The sequence below is a fragment of the Streptomyces sp. PKU-EA00015 genome (assembly GCF_013387495.1).
Taxonomy (GTDB): Bacteria; Actinomycetota; Actinomycetes; order Streptomycetales; family Streptomycetaceae; genus Streptomyces.
This window is the reverse complement of record NZ_JABZEE010000017.1, coordinates 1-22,727: the sequence shown is the minus strand read 5'-3', so window position 1 is coordinate 22,727 and position 22,727 is coordinate 1. Positions and strand designations below refer to the sequence as shown.

Genomic DNA, 22,727 nt, shown 5'->3' with positions numbered 1-22,727 from the left:
CGTACTGCCTCGACGGCCCTGACAACATGTGGCCGGTAATAGTACGTAAGCGCGGGTGTCGAGAGTTCCCCATGTGCATGAAATGCAGGTAACTCGTCCGCTTCGCACCCGTGTCGCCCGGCCTGCCGGACAGGTACGCACAGGGGCCCGCAACAGGGCCCCGCGTTGTCCCGCGCGGCCTCGGGCAGGCAGGATGACGGGCATGACGCACGCGATGCTGAAGGGCTCGAACGTCCCTCTCGATGCCACGGCCGTACGGGCCGTGCTGCGCTGGACCCCGGACGCCGGGGTTCCGGACGTGGACGCGTCGGCGCTGCTGCTCGGCGCCGACGGCCGTGTGCGCTCCGACGAGGACTTCGTCTTCTACAACCAGCCGCGCCATCCCTCGGGTCTGGTGCGCCGGCTGCCGAAGAAGCGGATCGCCGAGCACCTGACGGACACCGTCGAGGCGGACCTGGGGGCACTGGACACCTCCGTCGATCAGGTCGTGATCGCCGCCTCCTCCGACGGCGGCACCTTCGAGCATGTACGGGATCTGCGCATATTGCTCCACGACGCGGCCGCGCCCGACGGGGAGCCGCTGGCCGTCTTCGACGTGAAGCCGGAGACCGGCGAGGAGACGGCGATCATCTGCGGCGAGCTGTACCGGCGCGGGGACGGCTGGAAGTTCCGCGCGGTGGCGCAGGGCTATCCGACGGGCCTCGTGGGGCTCGCGACCGCGTTCGGCATCTCGGTGGACGAGGCAGAGGCGGCCGCGGAACCGTCCGCCGAGCCCTCCGCGGAACCCGCCACAGCGACCCAGGCGGCTCCGCCCCCGCCGGCGCAGCCTGCGCCCGCCTACGGGTATCCGCAGTCGGACGCGACCCGGCCCGCGTACGGCTACCCGCAGACCGCCCCGCCCCCGCCCCCGCCGCAGACGGCGCCGCCCGCCTCCGGGTACGGCTATCCGCAGCCCGCTCCCCTGGCCGCGCACGCGCCCGACCCGAGCTTCCGGCTGCCTCCGATGGGCCCGCAGTTCCTGCGGCCGTAGGTCCTCCGGGGCCCTGTACGAAGCACTTGACCAGGACCGGGCGCGGCCGCCCGGCGCCCTCGTCAGACCCTGCTCTTGTAGCCCCGGCCCCACTGCAGCCCCCATCCGTACAGCCGGTCGAGCTCTGCCTGGAAGCCGTACACGAACTTCACCTCGCGGCGCACGACCAGCTCTCCCTTGACGTTCTCCACGGAGAACACGGCGCAGGAGCGGGCCTGGGGCGCGCGCTCGTCGAGCTCGATCTCCACGCGCGGCCCGTTGCTCGGGTAGAGCGTGCAGTGCGCGTGCGTGCGGTCGAAGGCGGGCGTCTGGTCGTAGATGTAGACGAAGAAGAGCAGGCGCTTGATCTCGTCCCGGTGGTCGAGGTTGACGAAGATCGTCTCGCCGGAGGGGGCGCCGAACCGGTCGTCGCCGCTGAGGCGTACGTACGGCGGTTCGTTCAGGCTGCCGAAGAAGCTGCCCAGCGGCTGCACCACGCCCTTGCTGCCGTCCGTCAGCTCGTACAGGCAGCCGAGATCCAGGTCCACGTTGACCACGCCCTGGGTGTGGGCCTGGACCACGTCGGGCTGGAAGAGCTTGAACGGGTGGCGCAGGAGCCGGCCGCCCTGGCGTGAGCGCCCCTCGATGTCCGAGGTGCGCATCCGCCAGGAGAGGTTGACGCGCAGATTGCCGGTGGCAGCGCCCTGTTTGGTGAGCGAGACCGTCGGGCGCCGTTTGGTCAGCTCTATGGAGTTGGTCGCGGCGCTGCCGGAATCGAACTGCGCCGCGCTCCCCCGAAACAGGTTGTCCCAGAAGGCCATGCCCCACCCCACACTCGGTCGTCAAGTCCCCGCGTCATGCCGCGGGGCGGCCCCGAGGCTCGAGAACCTCGTGACCGCCCCGTTCAGAGCGTTCCCTCCCCTCGGAGGGTGTCACACCCCGGACGACACTCCGGCTTTGTCGCCCGAGTCAGCTTTTCCCTCGGCCGCCGCGAGCGTCTTGTTGCGCCGCAGCGAGGACCAGAACGAGGCGGCGATCAGGAGCACGCCGACGAGGCCGGTGATGATCTCGCTGATCTCGTGCTGGATGGTGACGAGCAGGATGACCGCGAGCGCGCCGATCGCGTAGTGCGCGCCGTGCTCCAGGTAGACGTAGTCGTCCAGCGTGCCCTGGCGCACCAGGTAGACGGTGAGCGACCGGACGTACATCGCGCCGATGCCGAGGCCGAGCGCCATCCAGAAGATGTGGTTGGTGATGGCGAACGCGCCGATGACGCCGTCGAAGGAGAAGGACGCGTCGAGGACCTCGAGGTACAGGAAGAGGAAGAACGCCGCCTTGCCGGCCAGGCCGACCGCGGAGACCTGCTTGCCCTCGCGCTTGGCCTGCTCCTCCTCCTCGTGCTCGCGCTCCTCCTCTTCCTCGAGCTTGTCCTCGAAGTAGCCGGAGAGGCCGCCGACGACCAGGTAGGTGATCAGACCCGCCACACCGGACAGCAGCACGGTGGCCGACTTGTCGGCGTGCCCGGTACTGGTGTGTGCCTGGGTGGCGAAGGTCATGGCGGTGATCATCAGGACGATCAGCGCGATGCAGACCGACAGCATGTCGACCTTGCCGAGCTTGGCCACCGGGCGCTCCAGCCAGGCCAGCCACTTGTGCTCGCGCTCCTCGAACATGAAGTCCAGGAAGATCATCAGCAGGAACATGCCACCGAACGCGGCGATGGCCGCGTGCGCGTCGGTGACGAGGTCCTCGTACCGCCCGGGGTTGTCCATGGCGAGCTGGACCGCTTCGATCGGTCCTACCTTGGCGCTGATGGCGACGATCACGACGGGGAAGACCAGTCGCATACCGAAGACGGCGATCAGGATGCCGATGGTCAGGAAGATCTTCTGCCAGAAGGCGTTCATCTTCTTGAGGATTCCGGCATTGACGACCGCGTTGTCGAACGACAGCGAGATCTCGAGGATCGACAGGATCAGTACGATCCCGAACGCCTCCCAGCCCCACTGCCAGGCGGCGAATGCGAGGCCGAGCGCCGTGACGGCGAACGACCAGCCGAAGGTTTTCAGAACCACTGGCTACCCAATCGTGTAATGGTCCCCCGGGCGATGCCCGAGGGAGGGTCTCCCCCGCGCCGCACGCGGCTTTACGAAACGTTGACCCCGAAGTCTAGAGCGATGCCCCGCAAGCCCGACGCGTACCCCTGTCCTACGGCCCGGAACTTCCACTCGCCCCCGTAGCGGTAGAGCTCGCCGAAGATCATCGCGGTCTCGGTCGAGGCGTCCTCGCTGAGGTCGTAGCGCGCGAGCTCCTGGCCGTCGGCCTGGTTGACCACGCGGATGAAGGCGTTGCTCACCTGGCCGAAGGTCTGGCCGCGGTTGTCGGCGTCGTGGATGGAGACCGGAAAGACGATCTTGTCGACCGTGGCCGGCACCTTGGAGAGGTCCACCAGGAGCGACTCGTCGTCCCCGTCGCCCTCACCCGTGAGGTTGTCCCCGGTGTGCTCGACGGAGCCGTCGGGGCTCGTGAGCTGGTTGTAGAAGATGAACCACTCGTCGCCGAGGACGCGGCCGTTCTGGCAGAGCAGGGCGCTGGCGTCGAGGTCGAAGGGGGCTCCCGTGGTGGAGCGTGCGTCCCAGCCGAGCCCCACGAGGACCTGGGTGAGATTGGGTGCGGCCTTGGAGAGGGAGACATTGCCTCCCTTGGCGAGCGTGACGCCCATGATGGTGAGTCCTCCCCTGGGTGGGCTTGGTTGCGAGGCACGTCCGGCGCCGCACCAGAAGGAGTGCGGCGCCGGGCATGGGAACTGCTGGGCTCAGACGTTCACACCGAAGTCCTGCGCGATGCCGCGCAGGCCCGAGGCGTAACCCTGGCCGACGGCGCGGAACTTCCACTCCGCACCGTGCCGGTAGAGCTCGCCGAAGACCATCGCCGTCTCGGTGGAGGCGTCCTCGGAGAGGTCGTACCGCGCGATCTCGGCGCCGCCGGCCTGGTTCACGACGCGGATGAAGGCGTTGCGGACCTGGCCGAAGGACTGCTGGCGGGTCTCGGCGTCGTAGATCGACACCGGGAAGACGATCTTGTCGACGTCGGCGGGGACGCCGGCCAGGTTCACCTTGACCTGCTCGTCGTCGCCCTCGCCCTCACCGGTGAGGTTGTCACCGGTGTGCTCGACCGAGCCGTCGGCGCTCTTCAGGTTGTTGAAGAACACGAAGTCCTGGTCATTGCGGACCTTGCCCTCCGCGTTGACCAGGATGGCGCTGGCGTCGAGGTCGAAGTCGGTGCCGGTGGTGGTGCGGACGTCCCAGCCCAGACCGACGGTGACGGCGGTCAGGCCAGGGGCCTCCTTGGTCAGCGAGACGTTGCCGCCCTTGCTGAGGCTGACTCCCACGAGTCCCTCCATTGGATGTTCAGGGGCAGCGCCCCCGTCGTTCGTTGCTGTTGGGATCAACGAAAGGATCCTAGTGACCGGTTCCCGGCCGCTGTGCTATTTCCGGGCGATGGCCGGGAAACCCCTGCGTTCGCGGCGGCCGGTGCGCCGGGAGGGCCTCAGAGCGCGCCGAGGGCCTCGACGTACTCGTTCAGATCGCGCGCGTCGGGCAGGGCGTTGACCACGGTCCAGCGCACGACGCCCTCCTTGTCGATGATGAAGGTGCCGCGCACCGCGCAGCCCTTCTCCTCGTCGAAGACGCCGTAGGCCCGGGAGGTCTCGCCGTGCGGCCAGAAGTCGGACAGCAGCGGGTACTCGAGCCCCTCCTGCTCGGCGAAGACGCGCAGGGTGTGGATCGAGTCGTTGGAGACCGCGAGGAGCTGGGTGTCGTCGTTGACGAACGTCGGCAGCTCGTCGCGCAGGGCGCACAGCTCGCCGGTGCACACGCCGGTGAAGGCGAACGGATAGAAGAGGAGCACCACGTTCTTCTCGCCGCGGAACTCGGACAGCGTGACGGTGCGCCCGTGGTTGTCCTTGAGCTCGAACTCCGGAGCCTTGTCACCGACCTCGATGGCCATGGAAAACGCATCCCTTCTGTGAGCCGGTCAGGTGAACGACCACCCTACGCAGAAGGCGCGGGCCCCATGCGCGAGGCCCCCGCCGACTGCTCCCACCGGGTCGTGGGAGGTGGTCGGCGGGGGCCTCGCGATGCTGTGTCGGATCGCACCCGGCGCCGCGGCCGGCGCTTCCTCGCGGCTAGCGCTTCTTCGCCGCGGCCTTCGGCGTCACCAGACGGGTGCCGGCCCAGTCCTTGCCGGCGCTGATGCTCTTGGTCTGCGACAGGCCCGCTGTGGTGGCAGCCTCGCCGATCTCGCTGGGCTCGACGTAGCCGTCGCGGCCGGTCTTCGGCGTCAGCAGCAGGATCTGGCCGCCTTCCTCCATGTACGCGATGGCATCCACCAGCGCATCGGTCAGGTCCCCGTCGTCCTCACGGAACCAGAGCACCACGGCATCGGCCACGTCGTCGTAGTCCTCGTCGACGAGCTCGGTGCCGGTGACCTCTTCGATGGCCTCGCGGAGCTCCTGGTCGACATCCTCGTCGTAGCCGATCTCCTGGACCACCTGGTCGGGCTGGAAACCCAGCCTTGCGGCCAGGTTCGTCTCCGCGTGGTCCGCGGTCGCGCTCACGGCTTGCCTCCTGATCTTGTTCTTTGGGAATGCCTTGAGGCCACGCGCGCACGCGTGGCATTGGCCGTAGTCCACACGGGCGGGACGGATCGCGCAAGTACCCGGCCGTACGGACCGCCGAAACGGTGACGTTTGCGGCCGTCTCGGCGCAACTCCAGGCAGCGCCCGGTGACCCGTGCATGAAGGGTGCCACGCCTTTTGGCCATCTTTGCCGCATTCCTACCCTCGATCCCACAATCGAACCGAACGACCGAACGAAACGCTTGGACGGGTTGAGCGTATGGTTGCGATTTGGCCGGGCCGGCACCCGGGGTCCTGGCCCGATGTCACGAAGTCCGGGGGTTACCCCTCGGTAGAGGTGACGTACGCCTCCCTGCGGTACACGATGGAGGCGGTGCGACAGCTTCCCCGACATCACGTCAGCGCGTCTTCCCGTCATCTCGTCGCGGCAGACCCCCGAACAGCGAAGGAATAGCGTGGCTTCCGGATCCGATCGCAACCCGATCATCATTGGCGGCCTTCCCAGCCAGGTCCCGGACTTCGATCCCGAAGAGACCAAGGAGTGGCTGGACTCTCTCGACGCCGCCGTCGACGAGCGGGGCCGCGAGCGCGCCCGCTACCTGATGCTCCGCCTGATCGAGCGGGCGCGCGAGAAGCGCGTGGCCGTGCCCGAGATGCGCAGCACGGACTACGTCAACACCATCGCCACCAAGGACGAGCCGTTCTTCCCCGGCAACGAGGAGATCGAGCGCAAGATCCTCAACGCCACGCGCTGGAACGCCGCGGTGATGGTCTCCCGCGCGCAGCGCCCCGGCATCGGCGTCGGCGGCCACATCGCCACGTTCGCCTCCTCCGCCTCCCTGTACGACGTGGGCTTCAACCACTTCTTCCGCGGCAAGGACGACGGCAAGGGCGGTGACCAGATCTTCTTCCAGGGGCACGCCTCCCCCGGTATCTACGCCCGCGCGTTCCTGCTGGACCGGCTCTCCGAGCGGCAGCTCGACGCGTTCCGCCAGGAGAAGTCGAAGGCGCCGTACGGCCTGTCCAGCTACCCGCACCCGCGGCTGATGCCGGACTTCTGGGAGTTCCCGACCGTCTCGATGGGCCTCGGCCCGCTCGGCGCGATCTACCAGGCGCGGATGAACCGCTACATGGAGGCCCGCGGCATCGCCGACACCTCCGACTCGCACGTGTGGGCCTACCTCGGCGACGGCGAGATGGACGAGCCCGAGTCGCTGGGCCAGCTGTCCATCGCCGCCCGCGAGGGCCTGGACAACCTGACCTTCGTCGTCAACTGCAACCTGCAGCGCCTCGACGGCCCGGTCCGCGGCAACGGCAAGATCATCCAGGAGCTGGAGTCGCAGTTCCGCGGCGCCGGCTGGAACGTGATCAAGCTGGTGTGGGACCGCACCTGGGACCCGCTGCTCGCGCAGGACCGCGACGGCGTGCTGGTCAACAAGCTGAACACCACGCCGGACGGCCAGTTCCAGACGTACGCCACCGAGACCGGCGCGTACATCCGGCAGCACTTCTTCGGCGACGACCACCGACTGCGCGCCATGGTCGAGAACATGAGCGACCACCAGATCCTCATGCTGGGCCGCGGCGGCCACGACCACCGGAAGATCTACGCGGCGTACGCGGCGGCGCGCGCGCACAAGGGCCAGCCGACCGTGATCCTCGCCCAGACGGTCAAGGGCTGGACGCTCGGCCCGAACTTCGAGGGCCGCAACGCCACGCACCAGATGAAGAAGCTGACGGTCGACGACCTCAAGGGCTTCCGCGACCGCCTCCACATCCCGATCACCGACGCCCAGCTGGAGTCCGGCCTTCCGCCGTACTACCACCCGGGCCCGGAGTCGGAGGAGATCCAGTACATGCACGACCGCCGCAAGGCGCTCGGCGGTTACGTGCCCACCCGCGTCGTGCGCTCCCAGCCGCTCGTGCTGCCCGACGACAAGACGTACGCGGCTGTGAAGAAGGGCTCCGGTCAGCAGTCGATCGCCACCACCATGGCGTTCGTCAGGCTGCTGAAGGACCTCATGCGGGACAAGGAGATCGGCAAGCGGTTCGTGCTGATCGCGCCCGACGAGTACCGCACCTTCGGCATGGACTCTTTCTTCCCGAGCGCGAAGATCTACAACCCGCTGGGCCAGCAGTACGAGGCCGTGGACCGCGAGCTGCTGCTCGCGTACAAGGAGTCGCCGACCGGGCAGATGCTGCACGACGGCATCTCGGAGGCGGGCTGCACGGCCTCCCTCATCGCGGCCGGTTCGGCATACGCGACGCACGGCGAGCCGCTCATCCCGGTCTACGTCTTCTACTCGATGTTCGGCTTCCAGCGCACCGGCGACCAGTTCTGGCAGATGGCCGACCAGCTGGCGCGCGGCTTCGTGCTGGGCGCGACGGCCGGCCGCACCACGCTGACCGGCGAGGGCCTGCAGCACGCGGACGGCCACTCCCAGCTGCTCGCGTCCACCAACCCGGGCTGTGTCGCCTACGACCCGGCGTTCGGCTTCGAGATCGCGCACATCGTCCAGGACGGTCTGCGCCGGATGTACGGCGGCGACGCCGAGCACCCGCACGGCGAGGACGTCTTCTACTACCTCACCGTGTACAACGAGCCCATCCAGCACCCGGCCGAGCCGGCCGACGTGGACGTCGAGGGCATCCTCAAGGGCATCCACCGCTTCCGCCGCGGCGAGCAGGGCGCGATCCCGGCGCAGATCATGGCGTCGGGTGTGGCCGTGCCGTGGGCGGTCGAGGCGCAGCGGATCCTCGCCGAGGAGTGGAACGTACGCGCCGACGTGTGGTCGGCGACCTCGTGGAACGAGCTGCGGCGCGACGCCGTCGCGGCCGAGGAGCACAACCTGCTCCACCCCGAGGAGGAGCAGCGCGTTCCGTACGTGACGCAGAAGCTGTCCGGCGTCGAGGGTCCGTTCGTCGCGGTCTCGGACTGGATGCGCTCCGTACCGGACCAGATCTCCCGCTGGGTGCCGGGCACGTACTCCTCGCTGGGCGCCGACGGCTTCGGCTTCGCGGACACGCGCGGTGCGGCCCGCCGGTACTTCCACATCGACGCGCAGTCGATCGTGCTGGCGGTGCTCACCGAGCTGGCGCGTGAGGGCAAGGTGGACCGCAGCGTGCTGAAGCAGGCGGTGGACCGCTACCAGCTGCTCGACGTGTCGGCGGCGGACCCCGGCGCGGCCGGCGGCGACGCGTAGCCGCTCCCGTTCCTGGGGGTGTGCGGGGTTCGTCCCCGCGCACCCCCTTTACGATGCGCCCCATGAAGGAACGAACGGCGCAGATGCGCTGGGAGGCGCGCACCCAGGGGCCGCTGCTGAGTCTCGCCGTGGCGTTCGCCGTCGCGTATTCGGTGCCGATCGTGGCGCCCGGCGCGGACACGTGGGTGCACAGGCTGTGCACGGTGACCGAGTGGGCCGTGTGGGCGGCGTTCGCGGCGGACTATCTCGTACGACTGGCCCTGGCGCCGGGCAGGTGGCTGTTCGTGCGCAGCCACCCGCTGGACCTGCTCGCGGTGGCCCTGCCGCTGGTGCAGCCGCTGCGGCTGCTGCGGCTGGTCTCCACGCTGCTGCTGGTGGGGCGGCGGGCCCGGATGGCCCCGCAGATCACGCTGACGACCTATGTGGGCGGAGCGGTGGTGGGGCTGATGATGTTCGGCTCGCTCGCCGTGCTGCGGGTGGAGCGGGACGCGCCGGGTGGCAACATCAAGACGCTCGGCGACGCGGTGTGGTGGTCGTTCACGACGATGACGACGGTCGGCTACGGGGACCACGCGCCGACGACGGGCCTCGGCCGGCTGCTGGCGGTCGGACTGATGATCTCGGGCATCGCCCTGCTCGGTGTGGTGACGGCGAACATCGCGGCCTGGTTCATCTCCCGCTTCGAGAGGGACGACGCCGAGGAGCGCCGGCAGACCGCGCTGCTGGAGGCGCTGACGACCGAGGTGAAGCAGCTCCGCGCGGAGGTGGCGCGGCTGTCGGGCACGGAGGCGGGTGCTTCCGTGCCCGGGCAGGCAGCCGCTCCCTCTAGTTCTCCCAGATCTTGAACGCCCGTACCCGGTACGGCGATTCGGGCACCCAGGTGCCGCCGCCGGGGTAGGTCTCGAACTCGCCCGTCTCCGCGCACTCCGCGGACTGGTACGTGGTCACCGGGCGGCCCGTCCGGTTGGCGAGCGAGACCGCGGTGGTGCCGGCCGGGAGCGGCACACAGCTGTCGATGTCGGTGCCGGCGAGTTCATGGGCCGCGCGGGCGCCCTGGAAGCCGCTCTTCGCCCAGAGGCACAACTCACCGGCGGCACAGGCCCCGAGACGCGGTGGCGCTGCCGCCGGGGCCGCGGACGCGGCGGCAGGTGCGAGCAGGGCGGTGGCGGCCAGCGCGGCCGCCGCGAACACAGTCGTACGCATACGGATCGTCCCCCGTGTCGTGTGGATCACTTGGCCGCAGCCTGACCTGCGGTGACACGCCAACGGAAGAGGGCGGTCGCATGATCACCCGGATAGGCGAGAGCCCCGGCGGGGCTGTCGGTCGGGGCTCTCGCAGGCGCCGCGTTGACGTCAGATGTGGGCGCCGCCCGCACCGGCCTCCGCGTTCTCGCCGCGCTTGGTGAGCGTGGCGACCAGGGCGGCGACGACCGCGACGGCACCGGCGACGGTGAACGCCAGGCCCATGCCGGACATGAACGTGTCATGGATGACGTCACCGATCCTGGTGACGAGATCCGGCGTCATGCCGGGCGCCTTCGCCAGTTCCGCGGGGACGGCGCCGAACTCGGCGGCCTCCTCCAGCCGCGGGTCCGGCGGGACGGGGATGCCCGCGCCCCGCCAGTTGTCCGCGAACTCGGCGCTCACCTTGGAGGACATGACGGCACCCAGTACGGCGGTGCCGAGCGCGCCGCCGACCTGCATGGCCGCCTGCTGGAGGCCGCCTGCGACACCGGAGAGCTCCAGCGGCGCGTTGCCGACGATGACCTCGGTGGCGCCCACCATGACCGGCGCGAGACCGAGACCCAGCAGGGCGAACCAGAGGGACATCACGAACGTGCCGGTGCCCTCGGTCAGGGCGGTCATCCCGAACATCGCGACCGCCGTGCAGACCATGCCGCCGACAAGCGGGACGCGCGGTCCGAACTTGGTGATCAGCGCGCCCGCCAGCGGCGAGGACACGATCATCATCGCCGTCAGGGGCAGCAGCCGCAGGCCGCTGTCGACCGGGCTGAGGCCCTTGACGCCCTGGAGGTAGAACGTCACGAAGAACAGGCCGCCCATGAAGGCGAAGGCCATCAGCACCATCAGGACCGTGCCCGCGGCGAGGGGGACGGAGCGGAAGAGGCCGAGCGGGATCAGCGGCTCATCGACCTTCGTCTCCCAGAAGGCGAAGAGGGCGAAGAGGAGGATCGCGCCGCCGAGGCAGAGCCAGGTCCGGCCACCGCCCCAGCCCCAGGACTCGCCCGCCTTGATCAGGCCGTAGACCAGCGCGCCCATGGCTCCCGAGAGCAGCAGGATGCCGGGGATGTCGAACGAGCGCGGCGCGTTCTCGGCGCGGTGGTCCCTGAGGATCACCAGGCCGAAGACGAGGGCGACGACGCCGACGGGCACGTTGATGAAGAACACCGACTGCCAGCTGACGTGCTCGACGAGCAGACCGCCGAGGATCGGGCCGCCCGCCGTGGAGGCGCCGATGACCATGCCCCAGATGCCGATGGCCATGTTCAGCTTCTCGGCGGGGAACGTGGCGCGCAGCAGGCCGAGCGCGGCCGGCATGAGCAGCGCGCCGAACAGGCCCTGGAAGACGCGGAACAGGATGACGAGGGCGATGGAGTCGGACAGGCCGATCGCCGCGGAGGCCGCGGCGAAGCCCGCGATGCCGATCAGGAACGTCTGGCGGTGGCCGAAGCGGTCACCGAGCTTGCCCGCCGTGATCAGAGCGACGGCGAGGGCGAGCAGGTAGCCGTTGGTGATCCACTGGACCTGGGACAGGGATGCGCCGAGGTCCTTCTGGATCGCCGGGTTGGCGATCGCGACGATCGTGCCGTCGAGCGCGACCATCATCACACCGATGGCGACGGCGAACAGGGTCAGCCAGGGGTGGCCGCGCAGCCCCTTGACGGGCGCCTGGGCGGAGTCCTGGGGACCTCCGGGGTCTCTCGGCGCCTTTGCGACGGTGGTCTGACTAGTCATACGGCGAGGCTAATGTCAGCGACTGACAGTTGACAAACGAGTTCACCAGTCGGTAGCTGTCACACCGCTCGCAGGTACGCTGAGCTGGACGAACGCTGGGGAAAGAGGACGATGACGTGACGGTCGAGCCGACCGGACTGCGCGCCCGCAAGAAGCAGCGCACCCGCGACGCCCTGGTGCGCGCGGCCCTCGAGCTGTTCACCACGCAGGGGTACGAGAGGACGACGGTCGACGAGATCGTCGACGCGGTCGAGGTGTCCCAGCGCACCTTCTTCCGGTACTTCGCCAGCAAGGAGGAGGTCGCGTTCGCCGTCCAGGAGCTGGCGGAGTCGCACTACGTCGCCGCCCTGCGCGAACGACCCGCCGAGGAAGGCCCGTTCGAGGCGATGCGCAACGCCGTCTCCGCGTCCTGGGACACCATCGGGCTCGCCATCGAGGAGATCGTCCCGCTCGACCTGTACATGCGCGGCTTCCTGATGATCGAGTCGACCCCGGCGCTGCTCGCGGCCCACCTGCGGCGCTCCGCGGACATGGAGGACCTGCTCGCCCGGCTGATCGCCGAACGCGAGGGTCTGGACGTGGACGCCGATCCGCGGCCGCGGGTGGCGGTGGCGGCGTTCGGCGGGGTCATGCGGGTGACCGGCCGCCTGTGGGGCCGGGGCGAGGACCCGAGCGTGGAGGCGATCCGCGCACTGACCGAGGCCTACCTCGACCACCTGGGCCCGTCCCTGGCGGGCAACTGGCGCACCGGCGCCTGAACTGCCCGCACGGGCGCCCTGGTGCACCTGGCGGCCCACTCCACCGGGCACGGCGCGACGCCCGGCGGGCGGCGGCTCGCGGCGCGATGCTCGGCGCACGCACGAGACCGCCGAAGGCAGGGGCGGCAGATGGGTGCACGCGCCACCGACGGGGCAGTGGGCCCGGTGTGCGGCGGCTCGCGGCGCATGGGGGCACACGGCCGGCGGGACAGCGGCGCCTGTGGCGCTCGGCGCGACATGGCGCAACGCCCGGCAGGACAGCGGGTGTCCGGTGGCACGCGCGGGCGCGGGGCACGGTGTCGGGCTCGGCCGGGTCCGGCGCGGGGCGCGTCAACCAGGCGCGAGGGCGCGCGAGTTGCGTCGATGCGTACGCCGCGCGCACGGAACGTCACCCTCGTGCCCCTTCATTCCCCCTTCACACGTGATCTGCCTCACCCTCTTCGCGCCCGCGGCCACCCTTCTCCTAGGGTGTCCCGCAGTGACTTCTTTCGACGCCTCCCCCGCCCCGACCGTCTGGCGTGCCCTGCTCGCCCTGATGGTGGTCTTCATGATGCTCGCGACCACCGGATGGACCGCCATACGAGATCAGGGCGGCCCGCGCACCGCGCTGGCCGCCGAACTGGCGGGCTGGCGCAAGGCCCGGATCGGAGCCGAGGCGCTGCCCGCGCCGGACTCCGCGCCCGCCCGGCTCGCCGCGTTCTTCGCGTCGATCGGCAGCGCCCGGGGCAAGCGGCTCGCCGCCGACTTCCCCCATGTGGTGGGCAATCTCAACGGCGCGCCTGTCACCCTGCGTTACCGGGCGAACCGGCAGGCGCTCGCCACGTCCCTGGCCGCCGAACGGCGGCGGGTCGCCGACCCGGAACTCACCGCGGAAGGCCATCACGAGGCGGTCCGGCGGATGCACCGGTTCCGCGCGCTGATGGACACCGGCCGGCAGATCCTGGCCTTCGACCCGACGGGACCGGGCCGGGTCGCCGAGGTCTTCGGCGACCTCGACCGCGCCGAGCGGGTGTCGGTGATCGTCCCCGGCGTCGACACGAACCTGCTCACGTTCCAGAAGACGGCCCGCAAGTACACCGCGCCGGTCGGCATGGCGCAGTCGCTGTACGCCGCCCAGCGGGCCGCCGCGCCCGGCGTGCGCACCGCCGTCGTCGCCTGGGCCGACTACACCTCGCCGGTCGGCGTCGGCATGGACTCCGCGATCGGGCGGCTCGCCGAGAGCGGCGCCGTGCGGCTGAACGCCCTCACCGAAGCGCTGCCCGGCGACTCCAGGGTCGCACTGTTCTGCCACAGCTACGGCTCCGTGGTCTGCGGGGTCGCCGCCCGGAACCTGCCCGAGCGGGTCGAGGACATCGCGGTCGCCGGCAGCCCCGGGATGCGCGCCCAGAACGTCTCCGAGCTCGGGACCAGCGCCCGTGTCTGGGCCACGCGCGACAGCGACGACTGGATCCAGGACGTGCCGCACCTGGCGGTCGGCGGGCTCGGGCACGGCGAGGACCCCGTGGTGCCGGAGTTCGGGGCGCGGGTCGTCTCCGCGGAGCGCGCGACGGGACACACCGGCTATTTCGAGCCGGGTACGGAGAGCGTGGACAACTTCGCCGAGATCGGCGTGGGTTCGTACGAGGGCATCAGCTGCACAGGCGACACCGACACGTGCCGCAGTGGTATTTACGGCGAGGGCGCGGGCCAACGCGCGTAGAGCGTCGGGGAACGGGCTTGTGACCGAGGGGCGACGGACAGGCGTCGGCCGCATACGATGAGGCACATGGGTGATGTGCTGGCGGGTATTCAAGCCACCTGGGAGTTCGAGACCGACTCCGTGCTCATCCGCTTCGATCGGGGGATCCGCAGGCCGAAGCTCTTCTCCGCCCTGCGTGAACGGCGCGTCCCCCACGAGGCGTTGGCCGCGGTGACGCTCACGCCCGGCAAGGCCGGGACCGTCGTCCTGCATGCCGTGCCGAGACCCGGGGCCGACCCGCTGATGGACGCGGCGGCGGGTCAGCTCAAGGACGCCAGTGATCCGTACCGGCTGGTGCTGCCGGCGGAGCGCGAGACGCTCGCCGAGTACTACGCGGACGCGCTGCGCGAGGCGCTCGGCCCGGACGCGGACCGTCCCGCCGAGCGGTACACGGTCACCGCGCCCCCGGCGCCGCTGGGCTTCAAGGCGTACGACGGGAAGGCGTCCTTCGACGGCTCGCGCGTGAGATTCCGCTGGTCGCGCACGGCGGCGTCGACGGCCAAGTGGAACGCGGGGGACCAGAGTTTCGCGGTGTCCGAGCTGACGGGGGTGGAGTGGCGCTCCCCGGAGGCGTTCGACGGCTATCTGCGCCTGCTGCCGCGCCCCGGCGCGTGCGCCCCCGCGGCCCCGCCCGCCTCGCAGGCGGACCAGGATCCGGCGGCCGTGGTGTTCGGGCTGGGCTACGGCCCGGTGCACGAGTCGCTGCCGTTCGCGGCGGCGGTACTGGAGTCCGTCCGCGCCCAGTCCCCCGCTCCCGCCCTGACGGCGCCCCCTGCCCGCCGCGACCCGGCGGACATCGCGGACCGGATACGGCACTTGGGGGACCTGCACCTGGCGGGACTGGTGACGGACGAGGAGTTCACGAAGAAGAAGGCGGAGCTGCTGGCGGAGCTCTGAGCGTGCCGGCCTCGTCAGGGCTCCGCCCCCGCGCCTCAGACGCCGGCGGGGCTGCTGGGCAGCCTGTCCGGCGATTGAGGACACAGCGCGAAGCACGGTACGGAGTCCGGGGCACAGCCCCAGTTCGGGAAGGGGCGGGTAGGCGAAGAGCCCGCGCCCGTCACTCCCGTACCGTCGCCGTCGACGACATGTCCGGGTAGCGGTCCCCCGCCACCCGCCCCGCGATCGGCTCCAGTGCCGCCAGTTCCTCCGCACCGAGCGTCAGCCCCACCGCCGCCAGGTTCTCCCGCAGGCGCGTGGTCCGGCGCGTGCCGGGGATCGGGATCACCGTCAGTCCGTGGACCTCGGCGCGCTGGTGGACCCAGGCCAGGGCCACCTGCGCCGCCGTCACCCCGTGCGCGGCGGCGATCTTGTGGACGGGCTCCAGCAGCGCCGCGTTCGTCCGCGCGTTCTCGCCGGTGAAGCGCGGCTGGTGCCGGCGGAAGTCCCCCTCCGACAGGGCGCCCGCGTCCGTGAACGCGCCCGTGAGGAAGCCCCGTCCGAGCGGCGAGTACGGCACGAGCGCCACACCCAGCTCCGCCGCCGCGCCGACCGCGCTGCGTTCGACGTCCCGGCTGAACAGCGACCACTCGGACTGGAGCGCGGCGATGGGGTGCACGGCGTGCGCCTCGCGCAGCTCGGCACCGGTGACCTCGCTCAGGCCGAGGTGCCTGACAAAGCCGCGCTCCACCAGCTCCGCCATCGCGCCGACGGACTCGGCCAGCGGCACGGCCGGGTCGCGGCGGTGCATGTAGTAGAGGTCGATGACGTCGACGCCGAGCCGGCGCAGGCTGTCCTCGACGGCACGCCGGATGTACGCGGGGTCGTTGCGTATGCCCCGGTAGTGCGGGTCGTCGGTGCGCTCGATCGCGAACTTCGTGGCCAGCGTGACCTCGTCGCGGTGCGCGGCGACGAACGGGGCGAGGAACTCCTCGTTGGCGCCCCGCCCGTACACGTCCGCCGTGTCGAGGAGCGTGACGCCCTCGGCGAGCGCCGCCTCCAGGGTCTGCCGCGCCGCGGCCTCGTCCGTGTCGCCGTAGAACTCGCTCATGCCCATGCAGCCGAGGCCCTGGACGCCGACCAGCGGGCCGTCCGTCCCGAGCGGCACCTGCGGGATCCTGTTGTTGCTCATCGGGGTCAGTCCCTCTCCGACGCCGTGCGGGCGTCCGCGTAGAAGTGAATCTTGTGGTCCAGCACCGCGAGCGTGTCCCGGAGTTCGGCGATCCGGTCGACGACGTCACGACGGGTGCGCTCCAGCAGCTCCGCGCGGGCCTCGAAGGTGTGCTCGCCCTCGCGGACCAGCTCGGCGTACCTGACCATGTCCGCGACGGACATCCCGGTCAGCCGGAGCTTGCCGACGAAGGTGAGCCAGTCCAGGTCGCGGTTGCTGAAGCGGCGCTGCCCGGTGTGCGAGCGGTCGACGTGCGGCATCAGTCCGATCCGCTCGTACCAGCGCAGGGTGTGCGCGCTGAGTCCGGTGAAGGAGACGACCTCGCTGATCGTGTAGCGGTCGTGGCCGTCGGGGCGCGGATGCGCGCGGGGTGGGGCCTTGCAGAGATCGGTCCGGGCGGTCGGGGTCGTGCTCTCGATCACCGTCATGCGCTCCACGCTAAAACCCTGGAGTGCACTCGAAGCAAGCACAATCCCGTGGCGATCCGGACGGAGCCCGCACTAGCCTCCCGGACCATGAGCCCCGCACGCCCCGCCGTCCCCGCCGACGCCGAAGAACTGGTCCGCCTCCGCAAGGTGATGCAGGACTCCTGCCACGGCCCGAACCCGGATGTGAGCTGGCAGCCCGCCGCCGTGGCGACGCTGCGCGACCGGCTGGCGGACCGGTCCGGCGACCTGGCCGCGTACGTCGTCGACCGGCCCGGCGGCGGGCTCGCCGCCTGTGCGGTGGGCACGATCGAGTACAGGCTGGGCGGTCCGGGCAACCCTCAGGGCACCACCGGCTACGTGTTCAGCGTCGCCACAGACGAGGACATGCGCCGGCGCGGCCTCTCCCGCGCCTGCATGGAGGGCCTGCTCGGCTGGTTCCGCGAGCGGGACGTGCGCAAGATCGATCTGCGCGCCTCCTCGGACGGCGAGCCGCTGTACGCGTCGCTCGGCTTCGTCCGCACTCCGGACCCGGCCATGCGGCTCAGCATGTAGCACCGTCTAGGCTCGTACGCATGCAGAGCCTGGCGATGATCGAGAACTGGCCGGTACCGACCGCGGCGGCCGCCGTCGTGCGCGCCGACGGGACCGTGGCCGGTTCCCACGGCCCGACCGACCGCCGTTTCCCGCTCGCCTCCGTCACCAAGCCGCTCGCGGCCTACGCGGCGCTGGTCGCGTACGAGGAGGGCGCGATCGAGTTCGACGAGCCGGCCGGGCCCGACGGCGCGACCGTCCGTCATCTGCTCGCCCACACCTCGGGGCTCGCCTTCGACGAGCACCGCGCGGCGGCCGCGCCCGGCACGCGCCGGATCTACTCGAACGCGGGGTTCGAGGTGCTCGGCGACCACATCGCCAAGGCGACCGAGATCCCGTTCGCCGAGTATCTGCACCAGGCCGTGCTGGAGCCGCTCGGCATGACGTCCACCACGCTGGAGGGCTCGCCGGCCAAGGACGGCGTCTCGACGGTCGACGATCTGGTGCGGTTCGCGGCCGAGGTGCAGGCGCCGCGGCTGCTGGATCCGCGCACGGTCCTGGAGGCCATGTCGGTCGTGCACCCGGGGCTGTCCGGGATCCTGCCGGGTTACGGCCACCAGAAGCCCAACGACTGGGGCCTCGGCTTCGAGATCCGCGACTCCAAGTCGCCGCACTGGACGGGCGCCTCGTCCTCGCCGCGCACCTTCGGCCACTTCGGCCAGTCCGGCACCTTCCTGTGGATCGACCCGGACGCGCGGGCCGCGTGCGTGGCGCTCACGGACCGGGCGTTCGGGCCCTGGGCGATCGAGGCGTGGCCGGCGTTCACGGACGCGGTGCTGGCGGAGGTGCGTCGCTAGAGGTGGCCGCGGGGGTCTCGCCGGCAGGAGTGCTCCGGCGGACCGAGCCCCAGGGGTCCTGCTCCGGTTCGGGGTCCGCCCCGCGCGGCTCGTCCGTCGCCACGGGGCCCGACCCCGCGTCGCAGCGGGCCGGATCGAGCGTGCCGTCCACTCCCCGCAGGGTCACCTCCGTCTGCCCGTCGGCGTCCTCGGCATAGGCGATCGTGCAGACGAGCTGCCGCCGCGCGGGCCCGGTCAGGCCGCGGACGGGGGCGGCCATCGTGACGGCCACCGTGCCCCGGCCCGGTTCGACCTTCGGCGCGAGGGCCGGCAGGGCAACGGCGCTGCGGAGCCCGTACCCGTCCTCCTCCGCGTTCGGTCCGTCCAGCAGCGCGGCGACGGTCTTGGCGGTCGACACCCGGGTGCGCTCGACGGCGGAGTCGCCCAAGGCCTCGCCCGTGTAACGGCTCACCGGCATCAGCGTGCCCTCCGGCGAGTAGAAGAACAGGAGCATCCGCACCTCGCGCGCGGGAAGCACGTCGACGGTCGCCGGGCCGCCGGCCTCGATGACGTCGGACTCCTGGATGCCGCATGCCGTGAGCGACACCGCGGCCGCCAGGCCCGCCAGGGCGGCGCGTACGCGCTTCCCCGTGCTCATGCCCTCACCCCCGCCTTCCGTGGTCCGCCGGGATCTCGACGGTGAACACCGCCCCGCCCCCTGGTCCGTTGGCCGCGCGGATCGTGCCGCCGTGCAGCCGTACGTTCTCCTGGGTGATCGCGAGCCCCAGTCCGCTGCCCGCCGACCGGGTACGGGCCGCGTCCGCCTTGTAGAAGCGGTCGAAGATGTGCGGCAGCGCGTCCGGGCGGATACCGGGCCCGCTGTCCGTGACCTCGGTGACCAGCAGCGGTGTGCCGTCCGCCGCCGTCGTGGTCCGAAGCGCCACGGTGACGGGCGCGCCGCCGTGGCGCAGCGCGTTGCCGACGAGGTTGGCGACGACGACGTCGAAGCGGCGGGGGTCGAGGCGGAAGCGGATGCCGTCGGGCAGGTCGGTGCGGACCCGGTCGGTCCAGTGCCGGTTCTGCAGGGTCTTGCGTATGGTCTCCGCGGCGTCGACCTCGTCGGTGTGGAGCTCGGCGGCACGGGCGTCGAAGCGGGAGATCTCCATCAGGTCCTCGACGAGGACGGCGAGCTTGCCCGTCTCCGCGCTGATCAGCCGCACGGCCCGCGCGGTGTCCGGGTCGAGGGTGTCCGCGTCCTCGTCGAGAACCTCGGTGACGGCGAGCATCCCGGCGAGCGGGGTGCGCAGTTCGTGCGAGACGTCGGAGGCGAAGCGGCGGGCGCGCGCCTCGGCCTTCTGCAGTTCGTCGACGGATCTCTCCAGTTGGGCCGCCGACTCGTTGAACGTGCTCGCCAGGTCGGCGAGTTCGTCGCGGCCCCGGGCGCGGATGCGGGTGTCGAGCCGGCCGCTGCCCATGGAGCGGGCGGCCTCCCGCAGTTCACGGACCGGCCGCAGGACGCTGCGCGCGGCGATCAGCGCGGGTACGAGCGCGATGGCGAGGCCGGGCAGTGCGCCGTCCCGGGCCGCGGCGACCAGGGCGTCGATGTTCGCCTGTTCGTCCGACATCCGCATCACGGCGTACAGCACGAACCCGGTGGGCAGCGTTCCGCCCGCGCCGACCTTCACCACCACGGGCATGGCGATGGTCAGGTACGGCACTCCGTCCTTGACGACGCGTTCGAAGCTGCCGTGCGGGGAGCCTTCGCGGGCGGTGCGGCGCAGCTCCTCGGTGATCACGGTCGAGGTGGGGCTCGTGCCGGAGGAGGCCCGCAGCGAGCCGTACTCGGCGAAGACGACCCAGGGGTGCGGTTTGGCCTTGCGCGCGATTCCGCGCAGCAGCTCCTGCAGCACGGTACGGTCCATGGGCAGCCCGACGCCGAGTGTCTGGACCTGCTCGCGGAAGGACTCCACCGCCGTGTCCTGGGCGCTGGCGAGGACCGCGTTGCGCGCCTCGCGGTAGGTGAGCGCGGCGGTCGTCCCGGCGCTGACGACGGCCACCAGCAGGAAGGCGATGACCAGCCGGGTACGCAGTCCGAACGCGGCGATACGGCCCCGGCCGCCGCTCCCCGGGCGTCTCACAGGGGCCCGAAGCGGTAGCCGAAGCCCCGCAGGGTCTGGATGTACCGAGGGGCGCCCGAGCCGTCCTCGATCTTGGTCCGCAGCCGCCGTACGCACGCGTCGACGAGCCGTGCGTCGCCGTGGTAGCTGTGCTCCCACACGTGCTCCAGCAATTGCTGGCGGCTGAACACCTGCTCCGGGGCCGCGGACAGGTGGAGCAGCAGCTTCAGCTCCGAGGGGGCGAGGGCGAGCGGCCGGCCGGCCTTGGTGACGGTGAGACCGGCGCGGTCGATGGCGAGTTCGCCGTGGGACTCGACGGCGGGCTTGCCGGCCCCCGGCCCCTCGATGCGGCGCAGCACGGCCCGGATGCGGGCCTCGATCACCTCGGTCCTGGCCGGTTTGACGATGTAGTCGTCCGCGCCCGCCTCCAGGCCGACGACGACGTCGAAGTCGTCGCCGCGGGCGGTGAGCATGATGATGGGCAGCTGGCTGTTCTCCCGTACGCGGCGGCAGACCTGGACGCCGTTCATGCCGGGCAGCATCAGGTCGAGCAGCAGCAGGTCGGGCCGGAAGGCGTGCAGGGCGTCGAGTCCGGCCTCGCCGGTGGCGGCGGTGCGGACCTCGTGGCCCCGGCGGCGCAGCCCGAGTTCGACCCCCTCGCGTACCGAGGGATCGTCTTCGATGAGGAGGACGCGTGGCATGGGCGGGGTGTCTCCAGGTCGTGGTCAGCGTCGGACGGTGCGGCGGCGGAGCCGCGCCGTGGCCCCGGCCAGCAGCGCGGTGGTCGCGTCCAGCCGCAGGGGCCGGGCGAGCAGGACGATGACGGCCGCGATCACGAGGACGCCCGCGCCGGTGGCGGCGAGCGCGCCGGCCGGGGCGGCCCAGCGGACGGCGAGATGAGCGGCGGCCGTGGCGAGCGCGGCGGCGGCGAGCAGCCGCAGCTGCCCGCGCAGGGTCGCCGAACGCCACAGGGCGCCGCTGCCGCCCGCGAGCCTGCGATGCAGGACGTACGCCGTGACGGCCCAGCCCGTGAACAGGGCCAGCGAGTACGCACCGGCGATACCGGTGACGGCCCAGCGCGCGGGCAGCAGGGCGTACGCGGTCGCGGACAGTGCCGCGTTGAGGCCGGCGATCACGAGGTTGAGGAGGAAGGGGGTGCGGGTGTCGGACAGGGCGTAGAAGGCGCGCGAGAGGACGTACTGGCCGGAGAAGGCGACGAGTCCGGGTGCGAAGGCCATCAGGATGCCCGCCATGACGGCGGTGTCGTCGGCCTCGACGGCGCCGTACTGGAAGACGAGCGTCATCACGGGCCCCGCGAGGGCGAACAGCGCGCACGCGGCGGGGACGATCAGGGCGGCGCTGGTGCGCAGCGCGTACGCGACGTCCCGGCGCACCGCGGCGGTGTCGCCGTCGGCGGCGGAGCCGCTCATACGGGGCATGAGCGCGGTCACGAGGGAGACGGTGACGATGCCGTGCGGCACGGCCCACAGCATGTAGGCGTTGTTGTACGCGCTGAACCCGGCGCCGTCGATGTGCGCGGCGGCGGCCCGCGCGCCGGCGGCGGTGGCGAGTCTGGTGGTGACCCAGTAGGCGGCCTGGTTGGTCAGCACGAGCAGGACGAGCCAGCCCGCGGAGCGCAGGGGGCGGGTGAGTCCGCTGCCGCGCCAGTCGAAGCGGGGACGGAACCGGAACCCGGCGGCGCGCAGGAACGGCAGCAGGGCGAGCGCCTGGACGGCTATGCCCGCGGTGGTGCCCCAGCCGAGGAGGGCGGTCTCGGCGGGAGTCAGCGTGCCGCCGTCGCCGGCCGCGAGGTACAGGCCGAAGACGGCGATGACGACGAGGTTGTTGAGGACGGGCGTCCACATCATGGCACCGAACCGGCCGCGGGCGCCCAGTACCTGCCCGAGCAGGGTGAACACGCCGAGGAAGAAGATCTGCGGCAGGCAGTACCGGGCGAACGCGACGGTCATGGCCGCCTGTTCGCCGCGGTAGTCCGTGTACACGTCGACGATCGCGGGTGCGGCCCACACGGCGGCGGCGGTGAGGCCGAGCAGGGCGAGCACACAGACGGTGAGGAGCCGGTCGGTGTAGGCGGCGCCGCCGTCGGGATGCTCCTTGGCGGCCTTGACGAGCTCGGGCACGAAGACGGCGTTGAGGGCGCCGCCGAGGAGGAGCATGTAGACGATGGTGGGGACGGAGTTGCCGACGGCGTACCCGTCGGCGGCGGCCCCGACCCCGAGCCCGGCGGCGACGACGGCGGACCGCACGAACCCGGTGGCCCGCGACACGACGGACCCGGCGGCCATGACGGCCCCGCTGCGCGCGGCGGACGCCGTCGCGTCGGCGGGAGGCGTGGTCTCGGAGGCCGCGCGCTCCGCCGGGACG

At 71.4% G+C, this 22,727-nt stretch carries 22 protein-coding genes; 8 read left to right on the top strand and 14 right to left on the bottom strand.

Annotation, left to right across the window (positions count from 1 at the left end; all coding sequences use genetic code 11):
* Nucleotides 1-193: 193 nt before the first annotated feature.
* Nucleotides 194-1,030, top strand: a complete 837-nt coding sequence (locus tag HW130_RS14565) for a TerD family protein (protein WP_177149982.1) — start codon at nt 194-196, stop codon at nt 1,028-1,030.
* 62 nt (nt 1,031-1,092) lie between these two features.
* Here the strand turns inward: HW130_RS14565 and HW130_RS14560 are convergent, their stop codons facing one another.
* From HW130_RS14560 to HW130_RS14535, 6 genes are all read right to left on the bottom strand, one after another.
* Entirely contained in the window at nt 1,093-1,830 is a 738-nt protein-coding gene (locus tag HW130_RS14560) for a Tellurium resistance (protein ID WP_177149981.1), read from the bottom strand.
* Between the two features lie 111 nt (nt 1,831-1,941).
* Complete coding sequence (locus HW130_RS14555) at nt 1,942-3,084, bottom strand: DUF475 domain-containing protein (RefSeq protein WP_177149980.1); 1,143 nt, start codon at nt 3,082-3,084, stop codon at nt 1,942-1,944.
* 71 nt (nt 3,085-3,155) lie between these two features.
* Nucleotides 3,156-3,731, bottom strand: coding sequence for a TerD family protein (locus tag HW130_RS14550; RefSeq protein WP_177149979.1), 576 nt, complete (start codon nt 3,729-3,731; stop codon nt 3,156-3,158).
* 93 nt (nt 3,732-3,824) lie between these two features.
* Nucleotides 3,825-4,400, bottom strand: coding sequence for a TerD family protein (locus tag HW130_RS14545; protein ID WP_177149978.1), 576 nt, complete (start codon nt 4,398-4,400; stop codon nt 3,825-3,827).
* Between the two features lie 158 nt (nt 4,401-4,558).
* Nucleotides 4,559-5,017, bottom strand: a complete 459-nt coding sequence (locus HW130_RS14540) for a peroxiredoxin (RefSeq protein WP_177149977.1) — start codon at nt 5,015-5,017, stop codon at nt 4,559-4,561.
* 178 nt (nt 5,018-5,195) lie between these two features.
* Nucleotides 5,196-5,627, bottom strand: coding sequence for a DUF3052 domain-containing protein (locus tag HW130_RS14535; protein WP_177149976.1), 432 nt, complete (start codon nt 5,625-5,627; stop codon nt 5,196-5,198).
* A 476-nt stretch (nt 5,628-6,103) separates the two neighbouring features.
* Between HW130_RS14535 and aceE the strand changes: the two genes are divergently transcribed.
* The gene (gene aceE / locus HW130_RS14530) at nt 6,104-8,851 is read left to right on the top strand and encodes a pyruvate dehydrogenase (acetyl-transferring), homodimeric type (RefSeq protein WP_177149975.1); all 2,748 of its coding nucleotides are present in this window, start codon (nt 6,104-6,106) and stop codon (nt 8,849-8,851) included.
* 62 nt (nt 8,852-8,913) lie between these two features.
* On the top strand, nt 8,914-9,696 hold the full coding sequence (locus tag HW130_RS14525; protein ID WP_177149974.1) for a potassium channel family protein: 783 nt from the start codon (nt 8,914-8,916) through the stop codon (nt 9,694-9,696).
* Here the strand turns inward: HW130_RS14525 and HW130_RS14520 are convergent.
* Nucleotides 9,677-10,054, bottom strand: coding sequence for a peptidase inhibitor family I36 protein (locus HW130_RS14520; RefSeq protein ID WP_177149973.1), 378 nt, complete (start codon nt 10,052-10,054; stop codon nt 9,677-9,679). The genes HW130_RS14525 and HW130_RS14520 overlap by 20 nt on opposite strands.
* 150 nt (nt 10,055-10,204) lie before the next feature.
* On the bottom strand, nt 10,205-11,827 hold the full coding sequence (locus HW130_RS14515; RefSeq protein WP_177149972.1) for an MFS transporter: 1,623 nt from the start codon (nt 11,825-11,827) through the stop codon (nt 10,205-10,207).
* A 116-nt stretch (nt 11,828-11,943) separates the two neighbouring features.
* On the opposite strand from HW130_RS14515, the gene HW130_RS14510 reads away from it, so the two are divergent.
* The 3 genes from HW130_RS14510 (at nt 11,944) to HW130_RS14500 (ending at nt 15,220) form a co-directional block, all read left to right on the top strand.
* Nucleotides 11,944-12,585, top strand: coding sequence for a TetR family transcriptional regulator (locus tag HW130_RS14510; protein WP_177149971.1), 642 nt, complete (start codon nt 11,944-11,946; stop codon nt 12,583-12,585).
* A 478-nt stretch (nt 12,586-13,063) separates the two neighbouring features.
* On the top strand, nt 13,064-14,284 hold the full coding sequence (locus HW130_RS14505) for an alpha/beta hydrolase (RefSeq protein ID WP_177149970.1): 1,221 nt from the start codon (nt 13,064-13,066) through the stop codon (nt 14,282-14,284).
* Between the two features lie 66 nt (nt 14,285-14,350).
* Nucleotides 14,351-15,220, top strand: a complete 870-nt coding sequence (locus tag HW130_RS14500; RefSeq protein WP_177149969.1) for a DUF4429 domain-containing protein — start codon at nt 14,351-14,353, stop codon at nt 15,218-15,220.
* Between the two features lie 160 nt (nt 15,221-15,380).
* On the opposite strand, the gene HW130_RS14495 is transcribed toward HW130_RS14500, so the two are convergent.
* A complete protein-coding gene (locus tag HW130_RS14495; protein WP_177149968.1) occupies nt 15,381-16,391 on the bottom strand; it encodes an aldo/keto reductase in 1,011 nt (336 codons plus the stop codon).
* Nucleotides 16,392-16,396: 5 nt separating this feature from the next.
* Entirely contained in the window at nt 16,397-16,858 is a 462-nt protein-coding gene (locus tag HW130_RS14490; RefSeq protein ID WP_177149967.1) for a MerR family transcriptional regulator, read from the bottom strand.
* Nucleotides 16,859-16,945: 87 nt separating this feature from the next.
* On the opposite strand from HW130_RS14490, the gene HW130_RS14485 reads away from it, so the two are divergent.
* The gene (locus HW130_RS14485; RefSeq protein WP_177149966.1) at nt 16,946-17,410 is read left to right on the top strand and encodes a GNAT family N-acetyltransferase; all 465 of its coding nucleotides are present in this window, start codon (nt 16,946-16,948) and stop codon (nt 17,408-17,410) included.
* Between the two features lie 20 nt (nt 17,411-17,430).
* Nucleotides 17,431-18,246: a serine hydrolase gene (locus HW130_RS14480; protein WP_177149965.1), complete on the top strand. Its 816-nt coding sequence runs from the start codon at nt 17,431-17,433 to the stop codon at nt 18,244-18,246.
* Here HW130_RS14480 and HW130_RS14475 read toward each other — a convergent pair.
* The 4 genes from HW130_RS14475 to murJ form a co-directional block, all read right to left on the bottom strand.
* Nucleotides 18,212-18,883, bottom strand: a complete 672-nt coding sequence (locus HW130_RS14475) for a hypothetical protein (RefSeq protein WP_177149964.1) — start codon at nt 18,881-18,883, stop codon at nt 18,212-18,214. The two genes, HW130_RS14480 and HW130_RS14475, sit on opposite strands and share 35 nt — an antisense overlap.
* Before the next feature lie 4 nt (nt 18,884-18,887).
* Nucleotides 18,888-20,363, bottom strand: a complete 1,476-nt coding sequence (locus HW130_RS14470) for a HAMP domain-containing sensor histidine kinase (RefSeq protein ID WP_177149963.1) — start codon at nt 20,361-20,363, stop codon at nt 18,888-18,890.
* Entirely contained in the window at nt 20,360-21,043 is a 684-nt protein-coding gene (locus HW130_RS14465; RefSeq protein WP_177149962.1) for a response regulator transcription factor, read from the bottom strand. Before HW130_RS14465 ends, HW130_RS14470 begins: the two co-directional genes overlap by 4 nt.
* Nucleotides 21,044-21,067: 24 nt before the next feature.
* Nucleotides 21,068-22,727, bottom strand: a 1,660-nt coding sequence (murJ, locus tag HW130_RS14460) for a murein biosynthesis integral membrane protein MurJ (RefSeq protein ID WP_375256534.1), incomplete at its 5' end; no start/stop codon positions are given.